The 14,258-nt window shown below is 58.1% G+C and carries 12 protein-coding genes; 3 read left to right on the top strand and 9 right to left on the bottom strand.

Going from position 1 to position 14,258, the window contains the following annotated elements; genetic code table 11:
* Position 1: 1 nt before the first annotated feature.
* From MHN28_RS12460 to MHN28_RS12425, 8 genes are all read right to left on the bottom strand, one after another.
* The gene (locus tag MHN28_RS12460; protein ID WP_239339963.1) at positions 2-988 is read right to left on the bottom strand and encodes a branched-chain amino acid ABC transporter permease; all 987 of its coding nucleotides are present in this window, start codon (positions 986-988) and stop codon (positions 2-4) included.
* Positions 981-1,607: a hypothetical protein gene (locus tag MHN28_RS12455; protein ID WP_239339952.1), complete on the bottom strand. Its 627-nt coding sequence runs from the start codon at positions 1,605-1,607 to the stop codon at positions 981-983. The genes MHN28_RS12460 and MHN28_RS12455 overlap by 8 nt, the downstream gene beginning before the upstream one ends.
* Positions 1,600-2,418: an ABC transporter ATP-binding protein gene (locus MHN28_RS12450; RefSeq protein WP_239339950.1), complete on the bottom strand. Its 819-nt coding sequence runs from the start codon at positions 2,416-2,418 to the stop codon at positions 1,600-1,602. Before MHN28_RS12450 ends, MHN28_RS12455 begins: the two co-directional genes overlap by 8 nt.
* 78 nt (positions 2,419-2,496) lie before the next feature.
* Positions 2,497-4,440 carry an AMP-binding protein gene (locus MHN28_RS12445; RefSeq protein WP_239340349.1) on the bottom strand — a complete coding sequence of 648 codons (1,944 nt, stop codon included), beginning with the start codon at positions 4,438-4,440 and terminating at the stop codon, positions 2,497-2,499.
* A gap of 211 nt (positions 4,441-4,651) precedes the next feature.
* Positions 4,652-5,350 carry a DUF1629 domain-containing protein gene (locus MHN28_RS12440; RefSeq protein ID WP_239339944.1) on the bottom strand — a complete coding sequence of 233 codons (699 nt, stop codon included), beginning with the start codon at positions 5,348-5,350 and terminating at the stop codon, positions 4,652-4,654.
* Positions 5,351-5,529: 179 nt separating this feature from the next.
* The gene (locus MHN28_RS12435) at positions 5,530-5,928 is read right to left on the bottom strand and encodes a (deoxy)nucleoside triphosphate pyrophosphohydrolase (protein WP_370645708.1); all 399 of its coding nucleotides are present in this window, start codon (positions 5,926-5,928) and stop codon (positions 5,530-5,532) included.
* Complete coding sequence (gene argJ / locus MHN28_RS12430) at positions 5,925-7,151, bottom strand: bifunctional glutamate N-acetyltransferase/amino-acid acetyltransferase ArgJ (protein WP_239339942.1); 1,227 nt, start codon at positions 7,149-7,151, stop codon at positions 5,925-5,927. Before argJ ends, MHN28_RS12435 begins: the two co-directional genes overlap by 4 nt.
* Before the next feature lie 5 nt (positions 7,152-7,156).
* Positions 7,157-8,005, bottom strand: a complete 849-nt coding sequence (locus MHN28_RS12425) for a peptidylprolyl isomerase (RefSeq protein WP_239339940.1) — start codon at positions 8,003-8,005, stop codon at positions 7,157-7,159.
* 176 nt (positions 8,006-8,181) lie between these two features.
* Between MHN28_RS12425 and secA the strand changes: the two genes are divergently transcribed.
* From secA to MHN28_RS12410, 3 genes are all read left to right on the top strand, one after another.
* On the top strand, positions 8,182-10,899 hold the full coding sequence (gene secA, locus MHN28_RS12420; RefSeq protein WP_239339928.1) for a preprotein translocase subunit SecA: 2,718 nt from the start codon (positions 8,182-8,184) through the stop codon (positions 10,897-10,899).
* Between the two features lie 100 nt (positions 10,900-10,999).
* Positions 11,000-11,923: a hypothetical protein gene (locus MHN28_RS12415; protein WP_239339926.1), complete on the top strand. Its 924-nt coding sequence runs from the start codon at positions 11,000-11,002 to the stop codon at positions 11,921-11,923.
* A 24-nt stretch (positions 11,924-11,947) separates the two neighbouring features.
* Complete coding sequence (locus tag MHN28_RS12410) at positions 11,948-13,492, top strand: phosphate ABC transporter substrate-binding/OmpA family protein (RefSeq protein ID WP_239339924.1); 1,545 nt, start codon at positions 11,948-11,950, stop codon at positions 13,490-13,492.
* A gap of 3 nt (positions 13,493-13,495) precedes the next feature.
* Here the strand turns inward: MHN28_RS12410 and radC are convergent, their stop codons facing one another.
* Positions 13,496-14,251 carry a DNA repair protein RadC gene (gene radC / locus MHN28_RS12405; protein ID WP_239339921.1) on the bottom strand — a complete coding sequence of 252 codons (756 nt, stop codon included), beginning with the start codon at positions 14,249-14,251 and terminating at the stop codon, positions 13,496-13,498.
* Positions 14,252-14,258 lie beyond the last annotated feature (7 nt).

Below are 14,258 nucleotides of genomic sequence, written 5' to 3'. Positions count from 1 at the left end.
GCTACACCCTCTCGATGATCTTCTCACCGAACAGACCCTGCGGCCTGAACACGAGGAAGATCAGCGCCAGAACATAGGCGAACCAGTTTTCCGTCGCGCCGCCGACCAGCGGGCCGATGGCGAACTCGAACAGTTTCTCGCCCACACCGATGATCAACCCGCCGACGATGGCGCCAGGGATCGAGGTGAACCCGCCCAGCATCAGCACTGGTAGCGCCTTGAGTGCGATCAGAGATAGCGAGAACTGAACGCCCGACTTGGTGCCCCACATGATGCCCGCAACCAGCGCCACGAACCCTGCAACCGACCACACCATGATCCAGATGAAGTTCAGTGAGATGCCGACCGACAATGCTGCCTGATGGTCATCGGCCACTGCGCGCATCGCACGGCCTTGCTTGGTGTACTGGCTGAACGCGACCAGCGCGGCCACCAGAAGCGCGGCAATGATCGTCGCGACGATATCCAGATTGTCGATGAAGAACCCATAGCCAAAGATGTTAAACGTGGTCTCATCAATCCACAGGTTGATGCCCTGCGGCAGACCCACATCCAATGTCTTGATTTCGGACCCCCACATCAGGTCGGCCACGCCTTCAAGGAAATAGGCCAGACCGATGGTCGCCATGAAGAGGATGATCGGTTCCTGCCCGACCAGATGCCGCATGACAAAGCGCTGCACGGCCCAGGCCAAAACCACCATGACCCCCATGGTCAGGATAATCGCAAAAAACGCCGGAACGTTCCATCCGAACTTGTGGATATGGGTCCCGAAGATTGCGTTGATCAGATGCGAGAACGGCACCTGCCCGTTCATGATCCCGACCAGCGTCATCGCTGCGAACAGGGCCATAACCCCTTGGGCATAATTGAAAATCCCAGAGGCTTTGTAGATCAACACAAAGCCCAGAGCCACCAGCGCATAGAGCACCCCGGCCTTCAGGCCATTCAGGATGACCTCCATCGCAAATACGAGTTGTTCAGGCATTGTTATCGCACTCCTCGGGGATTAGCCCACACGTCTCAGCAGAGGCTGGACCACGAAAGGCGGAAAGGAACAGTTGGCTGGATCCTTTCACAAGAACAAGATCTCCGGAGATGTTCACGTATAGATCTTCATAAATTGGATAGGCAGCCACGCCGACGATAGCGACTGCTGATTCATTATTTACGGGTTCTTCGAACAACTCTGAGGCTGTGATGTTTTCGACTTCCGAAAGGTTTCGCCAAACATCTTCATACTCGGCGCGGTCCAAATCGAAAGACATCACTTGGCAGGCTTCACCAGTGTTATGAATAAGAAGAATTGGACCACCGTCGTTGCCGGACCATATCTTCCAGTTATTGGGATCAAATCTTAACGCTTTTCCAAACCGCTCGGCTGATGGAGGGCTCCACAAGCTAAGACCCGTTTTGTCGCTACCGACTGCGTGTTCGAGTGGCAATAAGCAATGGGTTTCGAACGTTTGGTAAACAAGTTGCGCCGCGTGCGTCTGAGCCGAAGACGATGATCCCCAAAGAATGGTTGATGCTGACAACAAACCCTTGAAACACAAGCTCAGTATTGAAGCCATTCTTCGGCTGTATTTCCGACTATAGTCAGTCATGGCTCACCCCCAGATAGGCGTCGATGACTTCCTGATTGCTGCGCACCTCGTCCGGGGTGCCGTCGCCGATCTTCTTGCCGTAATCCATCACGACCACCCGGTCGCTCAGGTCCATGACAACGCCCATGTCATGCTCGATCAGGGCAATGGTGGTGCCGAACTCGTCATTCACGTCGAGGATAAAGCGGCTCATGTCCTCTTTTTCTTCGACGTTCATGCCGGCCATCGGTTCATCCAGCAGCAGCAGCTTTGGCTCCGCTGCCAGCGCACGCGCCAGTTCGACACGTTTTTTCAGGCCGTAAGGCAGGCGAGAAACCGGGGTCTTGCGGATGTGCTGGATTTCAAGGAAATCGATGATCTTCTCGACCGCCTCGCGGTTCGCAACCTCTTCCGCCTCGGCTTTGCCCTTCCACATGGCCTGCTGAAAGATATTTGTTTTCATATAATTCAGCCGCCCGGTCATGACGTTGTCCAGAACGCTCATGCCTTCGAACAAGGCGATGTTCTGGAACGTTCGCGCAATCCCCTGCCGCGCAACTTCATAAGGCCGCATCGACGGGCGTTTCGCCCCATGGAACCAGACCTCGCCTTCCTGCGGGACGTAGAACCCGGAAATCACGTTCAGCATAGAGGATTTGCCAGCCCCGTTCGGCCCGATGATGGCGCGGATCTCACCTTCGCGGATATCGAACGAGATATCCTTGATCGCTACCACGCCGCCAAAGCGCAGAGTGATGTTCTTCATCTCCATCACCACGCCGCCGATCTTGCGACCGTCTTCGGTGACGTATCCTTCGGAGTTATCCAGCATCAGTCACTCCCTGACTTGCGGAAAAACGGGACGGCGGGCGGGGCGATGACCGCAGGTCGAGCGGCGCACGAACGGCCCTCATTCTGCAGCCACCTTGTGCTGAGCAACCGGCACGACGGTCGCGTCCACGATCTCAAGCGTTGCACTGATCGACCCTTTGCGGCCGTCCTCGTACGTGACCTCGGTTGTCGTCGACACCTGATTGGACCCGTCATAAAGCGCGTCGATAATGTCGCTGAATTTATCCTCGACAAACCCGCGCCGTACTTTCCGGGTGCGGGTCATCTCACCGTCATCCGCATCCAGTTCCTTGTGTAGCACCACAAAGCGATGAACCTGGCAGCCTGACAGCATCTCATCGGCGGCAACGGATTTATTCACCTCTTCGACATGGTTTTGAATCGTCTCTAATACACGGGGATGACCAGCCAGTTCCTGATAGGACGCATAGGCGACGTTGTTTCGCTCGGCCCAATTCCCAACCGCAGTCAGGTCGATATTGATAAACGCAACGCAGCGGTCCTTACCGTTGCCGAACAGCACGACCTCAAGAATATCAGGATAGAACTTCAGCTTGTTCTCGACATATTTCGGCGCAAACATCGACCCGTCAGCCATTTTGCCAACGTCCTTGGCGCGGTCGATGATCCGCAAATGGCCTGAGGTTTCCTCGATGAACCCGGCATCACCGGTCGCAACCCACCCTTCCGCATCTTTGGTCGAGGCCGTCGAGTCCGGGTTGTTGTAATATTCGACGAACACACCGGGCGAGCGGTAGTGGATCTCGCCACTGTCGTCGATTTTCAGCTCAACATCGGGCGCTGGAACGCCAACCGTGTCGGCGCGCACTTCGCCATCGGGTTGCACGGTGATGAAAACGGTGGCCTCGGTCTGGCCGTAAAGCTGCTTCAGGTTGATGCCCAGCGAACGATAGAAATCGAAGATTTCCGGCCCGATTGCCTCACCTGCTGTATAGCCTACGCGGAACCGGCCATAGCCCAGTGTATCCTTGAGCGGCCCATAGACCAGCATATTGCCCAGCGCGTATTTCATCCGGTCGCCAAAACCCACCGGCTTGCCGTCCAGCAGTAGGCCACCAACCTTTTTGGCATGGGCCATGAAGTGGTGGAACATGCGCTGCTTCAGCTTGCCCGCATCCTCCATCCGGATCATCACGTTGGTCAGTTGGGTCTCGAAAACGCGCGGAGGTGCGAAGAAATAGGTCGGCCCGATTTCGCGTAGATCGGTCATCATCGTGTCAGCACTTTCGGGGCAGTTCACGCAAAAGCCGCACCAATAGGCCTGACCGATGGAGAAAATGAAATCGCCGACCCACGCCATCGGCAGATAAGACAGAATGTCCTCGTTCCGGGTCAGATGATCGAAATCGGCCGAGTTCTTGGCGCTTTCGATCACGTTGCGGTTCGACAGCACCACGCCTTTGGGTTTGCCAGTGGTGCCCGAGGTGTACAGCATCACACAGGTATCGTCATATCCGATCCCAGCGATGCGCTGGTCCAGTTCGGTATCGAACCGGGCATGGCCGGCGCTGCCCTCGGCCATCAGGTCTTCCAAAGCGTTCATCTGGCTATGGTCATATTTCCGCATCCCGCGCTTGTCGGTATACAGGATATGTTTGACCTGATGCAGGTTTTCCTGAATCTCGATGACCTTGTCGACCTGCTCCTGATCGCCGCAGACGACATAATTCGCGCCGCAATGCTCCAGCACGTAAGCCATCTCTTCAGCGACCGAGTCCTGATAGAGCGGCACCGGAACCGCGCCCACCATCTGGGCCGCGACCATCGACCAGTAGTGCGCCGGACGATTGCGCCCAATCACAGCAATGTGGTCGCCTTTTGCAACGCCGAGCTCCAGAAATCCCAATGCAATGGCGCGGATTTCCTTGGCCGCCTCGGCCCACGTCCAGCATTGCCAGATTCCGAATTCCTTTTCCCGATAAGCCGGAGCATCCCCGAACCGGGCCGCATTGCGGTGTAGTAGCGCCGGAAGGGAGTGCATCCCATCAGCGCCCGACTGCGTCTGAGCCAATCTCTTTCTCCTCCCCATCCGACCCCTCCTTTGGGCCGGAAACGGCGAACCCGAGGATCAACCCCGGATGCCAACGCCCCGATTAGGGACATTGGCAAGATCAGCGTCAAGTTTTGCCTGATGTTTTCTCAATTCTTACGAATTGTAACAGGGTCGGAGGAGTTTGGGGTTCATCAGGCAATTAGTACTCGTCGAAATGCACATAGGCCCCGACAGTCAACCCAACCTCTTGCATCCTCGTCCACAAGGCTTCGGCGACAAAGTTGTCGCGCGGTGAACGCATATCGCGCCATCCGCCAAATCCGGCGATACGGTCTGCGTATACAGAGAATTGCGACAAGTCGCTAAGGCTCAGCCGTGACAAATCTCCCCGCGGGTCATCTTCCATCACCTGGCTCACATGTTTGCTGCCTTCGACCCGAATGGCATTAATCGGCCGCAAAAACCGGCAGAAGTAGTGCGTCCCGAGCGGCTTGCCTTCGTGGTTCACAACTTCGACAGGACAAAAATCATGAACGTCGGGATCAAACTCTTCGACCAGATCCCGAAAGCGACTGCTGACAAATAAACCTGCATCACAGGCACCATCATAATCAAACAATCGCAGCCCTTTACCCAGAACCAGCTGACTGGGGTAAAGGTCAGACGGCACCCGGGTTCTCAAATCACCCCAGATGTCCGCTTCATGCGCTTTTGCAATAGCACCTTTTTTTTGAGCTTCCTCAAATAGCTTACGGGAACTCTCACGGCGAATTCTGTTTTGTTCATCTTCCAGAAACTTCAAACGCTTATTGGTGTATTCTTCCCCACGCCCATCTGCGGCAGTCAGCCGGGCGTAATCAATCGCGCCTTCCTCTGATGTCTCAATGATTACCCCCATATCACTCCCCCTGTGCAGCGCGTTGCGCGCCTATCTTTTCCGGAAGGTGTTTATCGACCAACTGCGCTGATGTTGAGTGCGGGCGCAGGTCAGAACCTTTTTTATATTCTTCGAGCAATCTGACACGCACCAGTTGACCTTGTTATCCAAGCCGAAAGTCGCTGTCCGCAGCGACCGCATTACAACCAATCCCGCAAAATCGGGATCAGCGGTACATCCGCCGCAGGCATGGGATAACTTCGCAGCTCATTCGCACGCGCCCATTTCAGCGCCTGCCCCTCTTTCGACTGCGGAATGCCCTCCCATTTACGGCAGGCAAACAGAGGCATCAGCAAATGAAAGTCGTCATAGCTGTGGCTGGCGAAGGTCAGCGGCGCAAGACATGAGGCCCAAGTGTCGATGCCCAGCTCCTCATGCAACTCGCGGATCAGGGCGGCCTCGGGGGTTTCGCCGGGTTCGATCTTGCCGCCGGGGAATTCCCACAGGCCGGCCATGGATTTGCCTTCCGGGCGCTGCGCCAGCAGCACCCGGCCCTCAATGTCGATCAGGGCGACCGCAGAAACAAGAACTGTCTTCACGACCGGTAATCCGCGTTGATCTCGATATAACCATGGGTCAGATCGCAAGTCCAAACGGTGGATTTGCCCTCGCCCAGCCCCAGATCGACGGCGATCACCAGATCCTGACATTTCATGTACTCGGCCGCGTCCTCTTCGCGGTATTCCGGGCTAACCCAGCCTTTTTCGGCCACCAGAATGTCACCGAACGAGATACTCAGCAGGTCGCGATCCGCCGCCGCGCCGGATTTGCCGATGGCCATGACAACGCGGCCCCAGTTCGGGTCTTCGCCCGCGATGGCGGTTTTGACCAGAGGTGAATTGGCGATGGCCAGCCCGTGCACCTTGGCATCGGCATCCGTGAGGGCTCTGGTCACACGGATTTCTACGAATTTCGTGGCCCCCTCACCGTCGCGCACCACCTGTTGCGCCAGATCCAGCATTACGCTTTCCAAAGCTGCCGCAAAGGCGTCGTTGCCGGCAGCATCCACACCTGATGCGCCGGTGGCGCACAACAACAGGCTGTCCGACGTCGATGTATCGCTGTCCACCGTGATGCAGTTGAACGTCCGGTCGGTCTGGGCACCCAGCATCGCCTGTAGCGCAGATTGGTCGACCTTGGCATCGGTGAAGATGTAGACCAGCATCGTCGCCATATCAGGCGCGATCATGCCAGATCCCTTGGCAATCCCCGCAATAGAGACTGTTTTGCCATCAATTTCGACCTGCGCGGCTGCACCCTTCGGGAAGGTGTCCGTGGTCATGATGGCCCGCGCCGCGTCCTCGACCGCGTGACGGCTGAGGCCCGCTTTGAGCGTCTCAAGCTGCGCTACGATGCGGTCATGCGGCAGTGGCTCACCAATCACACCTGTGGATGAGGTAAAGACCCGTTCGACCGGAACGCCGGTTGCGGTCGACACCGCCTCTGTCAATTCGGCCACCGAGGTCTGGCCATAGTGGCCGGTGAACGCGTTGGCGTTGCCCGAGTTCACAAGAATGGCAGCGGGTCCGTCACTGGCCCCGCCGATTTTCTGCTGACAGTCCAGAACCGGGGCCGCGCGGGTCGCAGAGCGGGTGAAGACCCCGGCCACCGAGGTGCCCGGGTCCAGTACTGCCAGCATAACGTCGGTACGCCCCTGGTAGCGAACGCCAGCCTCGACTGTGGCGAAACGTACACCGTCAATGGCGGGCAAGTCGGGAAAAGCTGCCGGGGCCAGTGGAGAAACCTTGGTGATCGTGGCCACGCGACTTACTCCTGAATCAGGTCGATCTGGCGGATGACCTCGGGTCCGGCGCCATCCAGCACGGGTCGTTCGATCTGCGCCTTCTGCGTCAGTTCGTCGATCTTGGCCTGAATGGTTTCCTGCTGGATCGTCTGGGCCAGTTGGTCGCGTATAGCCTCCAGCGCCGGTGCTTCCGACTTGCGGGTATCGTTCAGGATGATCACGTGCCAGCCAAACTGCGTCTGGACCGGTTCGGACACCTGACCCTTTTTTAGCTCAAGCACGGCGGTTTCGAATTCCGGCACCATCCGACCCTTGCCGAACCATCCCAAAGACCCGCCATTGGGGCCTGACGGACCGGTGGATTTATCCTTGGCCGTCTCGGCAAAATCGGCACCGCCATCCAACAGAGCCTTGATTGCCTTTGCCTCTTCTTCGGTCTCTACCAGAATATGGCTGGCATCAAACTCATCCTCGCCCTCAAACTCAGCGAACTGAGCGTCATAAGCAGTCTGGATTGCCTCATCCGTCACTGCGCCGCCGACCAGCGCATTCACTGTCTGCACCGCCTGCATAGACCGCGCTTCGTTTTCCAGCCCCAGCTGGTTCAGTCTGGTCAACGCGTCCTGTTCCTGAGCAAGCAATTGCTGTTGGATCAACTGCTCGATGATGAAGCCGTACAGAACATCGTCTTCGATCTCGGCGTAATTCGGCGGCAGCGCGGCAACCGACGCGATAACGTGACCCAATGTGATCTCGTCGCCGTTCACCTTGGCGACGACCGTGTCGGGATCGGGCTTGGTTTCGGCGGCCAGCGGCAGGGCCATCACGGCTGCAAGCGCCAGCGATGGCAGAAAAGTGAGGCCTTTGGGCATGGAATCATCCTATTTCTTTGCCGCGACAGGGCGCGGCGTTGACACTTCAGAACCTGCCGCTTACATCGCTTTGAAGCCTTGGACAGGGCCGCCTTTCACCCCCCGTATCTATGGGTTGCGCGCAAGGTGGGCAAGCCTGTCGCAACCAAGACAAGAACAGATCCGCTGGAGTGAACATGCTGGGACTCGGAACGCTCGCCAAAAAGGTGTTCGGAACACCGAACGACCGCAAGATCAAGGCGACCCGCCCGCTGGTCGAAAAGATCAATGCGCTGGAGCCAGAGTTCGAAAAACTGTCCGATGACGGGCTGATCGAAAAGACCGCCGAACTGCGCAAACGCGCGCTGGATGGAGAGGCACTGGACGCTCTGTTGCCCGAAGCATTCGCCAACGTTCGTGAAGGCGCCAAACGCGCGCTGGGACTGCGCGCCTTTGACGTGCAGCTGATGGGCGGCGCATTCCTGCATCAGGGCAACATCTCGGAAATGAAGACCGGTGAAGGCAAGACGCTGGTCGCCACCTTCCCGGCCTATCTGAACGCGCTGACCGGCAAAGGCGTTCATGTGGTTACGGTAAACGAATACCTGGCCAAGCGTGACTCGGAGTGGATGGGCAAGGTGTTTGCCGCCGTGGGCATGACCACCGGCGTGATCTGGTCGGGTCAGCCCGATGCCGAGAAAAAGGCCGCATATGCCTGTGACGTGACCTATGCCACCAACAATGAGCTGGGTTTTGATTATCTGCGCGACAACATGAAGGCCGATCTGGACCAAATTTACCAGAAACACCACAATTTCGCGATTGTGGACGAGGTCGACTCGATCCTGATTGATGAGGCCCGGACGCCGCTAATCATCTCGGGTCCCTCGCAGGACCGGTCGGATCTTTATACCGCCATCGACGGCCTGATCCCGTCACTCAGCGATGATCACTTCACGCTGGACGAAAAGTCCCGGAACGTCACCTTCACCGATGAGGGCAACGAGTTTCTGGAGCAACAGCTGATCACTGCGGGGCTGATTCCGGAAGGCCATTCGCTCTATGATCCCGAAAGCACCACCGTTGTGCACCACGTCAACCAGGGCCTGCGCGCGCATAAGCTGTTTCAGCGCGACAAGGACTACATCGTTCGCGATGGTAACGTCGTCCTGATCGACGAATTTACCGGCCGCATGATGCCAGGGCGCCGTTTGTCCGAAGGTCTGCACCAGGCCATCGAAGCCAAGGAAGGCGTGCAGATTCAGCCCGAGAACGTGACGCTGGCCAGTGTGACGTTCCAGAACTACTTCCGCCTGTATGACAAACTGGGCGGCATGACCGGCACAGCCCTGACTGAAGCCGAGGAATTTCAGGAAATCTACGGTCTGGGCGTGGTCGAAGTTCCGACTAACAAGCCGATTGCCCGATTGGACGAAGACGATCAGGTCTATCGTACCGCCGGTGAAAAATACGGCGCGATGATCGAGCAGACCAAGGAAGCACAGGAAAAGGGCCAGCCGGTTCTGCTGGGCACCACGTCCATCGAGAAATCCGAACTGCTGAGCCAGATGCTGCAAAAAGAAGGCATCCAGCACAACGTTCTGAACGCGCGCCAGCACGAACAAGAGGCGCAGATCGTTGCAGACGCGGGCCGTCTGGGCGCGGTCACCATCGCCACCAATATGGCTGGCCGTGGCACCGACATTCAGCTGGGCGGCAATGTCGAGATGAAGGTTCTGCAGGCGCTGGCTGAAAACCCCGAAGCCGATCCCGCCCAGCTGCGCGCCACCGAAGAAGCGCGCCACGCCGAGGAAAAGGAAAAGGTCCTGACCGCCGGTGGCCTTTATGTGATGGCATCCGAGCGTCACGAAAGCCGGCGCATCGACAACCAGCTGCGCGGTCGATCGGGCCGTCAGGGTGACCCGGGCCGTACCGTGTTCTATCTGAGCCTCGAAGACGACCTGATGCGCATATTCGGCTCGGAACGGCTCGACAAGGTTCTGACCACTCTGGGCATGCAGGAAGGTGAGGCGATCGTACACCCCTGGGTGAACAAGTCGCTGGAACGGGCGCAATCCAAGGTCGAGGGCCGCAACTTTGACATGCGCAAGAACGTTCTGAAATTCGACGACGTGATGAACGACCAGCGTAAGGTGGTGTTCAGCCAGCGCCGCGAAATCATGTCGACGGATGACCTGTCCGAAATCGTCTCGGATATGCGCGAACAGGTGATCGATGACCTGATCGACGAATACATGCCGCCGAAAACCTACGCCGATCAGTGGGATACCGACGGTCTGCACGAGGCGATCAAGGAAAAGCTGACCATTGACGCGCCGGTTCAAGACTGGGCTGCCGAGGAAGGCGTGGATGACGAGCAGGTGCGCGAACGTCTGATTAAGGCCGCGGATGAGATGATGGCGCAGAAAGCCGTGGCGTTTGGCCCAGAGAACATGCGCAACATTGAAAAGCAGGTTCTGCTGCAAACCATCGACGGCAAATGGCGCGAGCACCTGCTAACGCTGGAACATCTGCGCTCGGTCGTTGGGTTCCGTGGCTATGCCCAGCGCGATCCGCTGAACGAGTACAAGAACGAAAGCTTCCAGCTGTTTGAAGGGATGCTCGACAGTTTGCGCGAGACCGTGACCCAACAATTGTCGCGCGTCCGCCCGCTGACCGAAGAGGAACAGCGCGATATGCTGGCCCAGATGCAGGCGCAACAGGCACAGGCGCAAAAGGCGGTGGATCAAGCCACTGACCGCGCCGAAGCACTGGCCGAAGCGCAGGCTTCGGGCGATGCGCGCCCCGGTTTTGTCGAAGATGATCCCTCGACCTGGGGCAACCCGTCGCGCAACGATCCCTGCCCCTGCGGATCCGGCAAGAAATTCAAACATTGCCATGGCCGGCTGACCTGACGTCACCCTGACCCCGACACATTGAGTCCGCCTCACGGCCACATATTGGCCGTGATTCAACTTCAGGATGCGACTCGCTCCTTCAACTGGGGAGGGTGTTTTGTTTGTAATAAAGAACTACGTGACCACTGGCGGCACTGTCGCTTGTGCCCTGGCCATTGGTTACCTGATGCAAAATGGAACGCCAGCGCAACCTGACGACGCGCAGGCGCACTCGGAAGTGAATTCTAGCCAGTCTACGGTTATCGCCGGGCTGGAGGACATCGTCTTGACCTCCTCGACTCCAGCTTTGGACAAATCCAATAGCAGCCAACCTTTGCAACGCACCCTGCAATCCAGCCGGTCAGCCCCCTCTGATCAGGCAAAGTGTGCCCTCAGCGCCCGCGCCAGGGCTGTTCCGGGCGCGGCCGCGAGATTGACCGTCAAAGCCCCCTGCCACACGAATGAGCGGATCGAAATTCATCACAGCGGTTTGACAGTCACTCAAAAGACGGACGAAAACGGCAAGCTGGATCTGACGATCCCGGCCCTGTCGGAATATGCAATTTTTCTGATCTCGGTTGACGATCAGACCGGGACCGTAGCCACCACTCACATTCCCGATCTGGCCGACTATACCCGCATCGCTCTGCAATGGCAGGGCGATACAGACCTGCAGATCCATGCGCTGGAATTTGGGGCCAGCTATGGCGGAACAGGTCACGTCTCTTCGGACCCTGCGACGCAGGGCGCGGGCAATGTCATGCATCTGGGTCATTCGGGTTTTGGCGATGCGCAAAATATCGAAGTCTACTCTTTCCCGGCAGGCGAGATCAGCCAAACCGGATCGGTCGAATTGACTGTCGAGGCCGAAGTGACGGATGTGAATTGCGGCCGTGATCTGAATGTCCAAACGCTGGAACTGCGCGGCGACCGCCGCCTGCGGTCGCGCGATTTGACGCTGACCCTGCCGGATTGCGCGCAGTCGGGTGAGTTTCTGGTGTTGAATAATCTTCTCCAAGACCTGACAATCGCTGCAAACTAAACCGCAGGCAGGCTCGGCTTTCTTATGACATTCTTTCGTGTGGCAGCGGCCACACTGATATCGGTGACGCTGGCGTCAAACGTGACCGCACAGGACATTACCCTGACATCCCAGGACGGGAAGGTCGAAGTCACGGGCAATCTGTTGGGCTTTGACGGCGAGTTCTACCGAGTGGACACCCAGTTCGGTGAGCTGACCGTAGACGGATCAGGCGTGACCTGCGAAGGGCCCGCCTGCCCCAGTTTGACTGACTATGTCGCCGAAATCCGCTTCTCCGGGTCCTCGGTCATGGCAGAAAAGGTGCTGCCGGCGCTGATTGTCGGGTTCGCACAGCGGGAAGGGCTGTCTGCCACACCACACCGGTCGGACACGGGCGAATTTACCTATGAGCTGCACCAGACCGGACGCGATGCCCCTTTGGGCCGGTTCTTTTTCAACCCGGGAAATACGGGCGGCGGTTTTGCGGATCTGATCGCCAGCGAAACCGATGTGGTGATGGCGCTGCGTGAAATTCGACCATCCGAGCAAGAGGATGCGCAATCCACCGGGTTGGGCAATCTGTCATCGCGGGTCGTTGCTTTGGATGCGCTGGTGCCTATCGTGGCGCGCGACAACCCGGTGCGGCAGATTTCGCCCGCTGATCTTGCGCGGGTACTTTCCGGCGACATTACGAACTGGTCCGATCTGGGTGGGCCTGATGCGCCTGTATCTCTGCACCTGCCGGAATCCGGCTCAGGCCTGGCGCAAGGGGTCGAAGACAAGCTGCTTGTGCCAGCCAATACCACGCTTGCTGATGAGGTGGTCCGTCACACTCGCAGCAGCGATCTGGTGCGCACCGTTGCGGACGATCCCTTTGCGATCGGAATCGCCAGCCAGGCCGAAACTGACGGCGCGCGAACCCTGCCCTTGACTGGCGGTTGCGGTCACGCCCTTGTCGCGACACGGCAGTCCATCAAGACCGAGGACTACCCGCTGACATCCCCTATGTTCCTGTATTTGCCAGCCATTCGCCTGCCGCGCATCGCGCGGCAATTTCTGGCATATACCCAAAGCCCCGAGGCACAAATGGCGATCCGCAAGGCCGGCTTTGTAGATCAGTCCCCGGAAACGATGCGGATCGGGCTACAGGGCGACCGTCTGGCCAATGCCGTGGTTTCGGGCGGAGCTGAGGTCGGGCTGGAAGAACTGCAGCGCATGATCGAAACGCTGCGGCCTCAATCGCGCCTGTCACTGTCCTTTAGGTTCGAGGCCGGTTCGTCCCGTCCGGACGCACAGTCGCGTTCGAATATCCGGCAACTGGCCCATGCTTTGGAAACCGGAGCCATCGATGCCCGCAAACTTACGTTTGTCGGCTTTAGCGACGGTGACGGCGCGGCCTCGTCCAATGCCCGGATTGCCTTGCTGAGGGCAAAGACCGTTCGCAATGCGGTTTTGTCCGCCGTGGAAACCGCGATTCCGGAAAGCATCGAACTCGCCGTGGACGCCTTTGGCGAGGCGATGCCTATGGCCTGCGATGACACGGATTGGGGGCGCAAGGTCAATCGGCGGGTCGAGGTGTGGGTTCAGTAACCTTCACAGGTAACCTTCGGACCGAAAGCTCAGCTCATTCGATTTGCCGATGATCAGGTGATCATGAAGGGTCAGGCCCAGCGCCACGCAGGCATCCTGAATACGATTGGTCATGTCGATGTCTGATTGCGACGGGGTCGGATCACCCGAAGGGTGGTTGTGCACAAGGATCAGGGCAGACGCATTCAGCTCCAACGCCCGTTTGGCAACCTCGCGCGGATAGACCGGAACGTGGTCCACGGTGCCTTTGGCCTGTTCTTCGTCCGCGATCAATACGTTCTTGCGATCCAGATAGAACACGCGGAACTGCTCGGTTTCGCGGTGGGCCATGGTGGTATGGCAATAGTCCAGCAGCGCATCCCAGCCCGAGATCACATGGCGCTGCATCACCCGCGCTCGGGCCATGCGGTGGGCGCATGCCTCAAGGATCTTCAGATCGGTAATTACCGAATCCCCAACGCCCTTGATCTGCCGCAGCCGCTCTTCGGGCGCGGTCAGAACGCGGTTAAAGTCTCCGAACGTGTCCATCAACGCACGGGCCAGAGGCTTAACGTCCTGTCGGGGAATCGACCGGAACAAGACAAGTTCCAACAGTTCATAATCCGGCATTGCCGCCGATCCGCCGGACATGAAGCGTTCGCGCAGACGCTTGCGGTGATCCTTGATGTAGGACGGCAGCCGGCCCGTGGGCATCGGTTGCACCGGGGCTTCGTCCGTTTCAAACAGCATCGGGGCTTCGGCAAAGGCGTCCTGAGTCATGACCCTA

The organism is Ruegeria sp. Ofav3-42, from assembly GCF_022347725.1.
Lineage (GTDB): Bacteria > Pseudomonadota > Alphaproteobacteria > Rhodobacterales > Rhodobacteraceae > Ruegeria.
The sequence above is the reverse complement of the archived record's forward strand: the minus strand, read 5'-3'. Positions and strand labels throughout refer to the sequence as shown.

Bases quoted from the DNA above. Each gene is read 5' to 3' on its own strand.
- MHN28_RS12460 (WP_239339963.1), bottom strand. From the start codon at position 988: ATGCCTGAACAACTCGTATTTGCGATGGAGGTCATCCTGAATGGCCTG.
- MHN28_RS12455 (WP_239339952.1), bottom strand. From the start codon at position 1,607: ATGACTGACTATAGTCGGAAATACAGCCGAAGAATGGCTTCAATACTG.
- MHN28_RS12450 (WP_239339950.1), bottom strand. From the start codon at position 2,418: ATGCTGGATAACTCCGAAGGATACGTCACCGAAGACGGTCGCAAGATC.
- MHN28_RS12445 (WP_239340349.1), bottom strand. From the start codon at position 4,440: ATGCACTCCCTTCCGGCGCTACTACACCGCAATGCGGCCCGGTTCGGG.
- MHN28_RS12440 (WP_239339944.1), bottom strand. From the start codon at position 5,350: ATGGGGGTAATCATTGAGACATCAGAGGAAGGCGCGATTGATTACGCC.
- MHN28_RS12425 (WP_239339940.1), bottom strand. From the start codon at position 8,005: ATGCCCAAAGGCCTCACTTTTCTGCCATCGCTGGCGCTTGCAGCCGTG.
- secA (WP_239339928.1), top strand. From the start codon at position 8,182: ATGCTGGGACTCGGAACGCTCGCCAAAAAGGTGTTCGGAACACCGAAC.
- MHN28_RS12410 (WP_239339924.1), top strand. From the start codon at position 11,948: ATGACATTCTTTCGTGTGGCAGCGGCCACACTGATATCGGTGACGCTG.
- radC (WP_239339921.1), bottom strand. From the start codon at position 14,251: ATGACTCAGGACGCCTTTGCCGAAGCCCCGATGCTGTTTGAAACGGAC.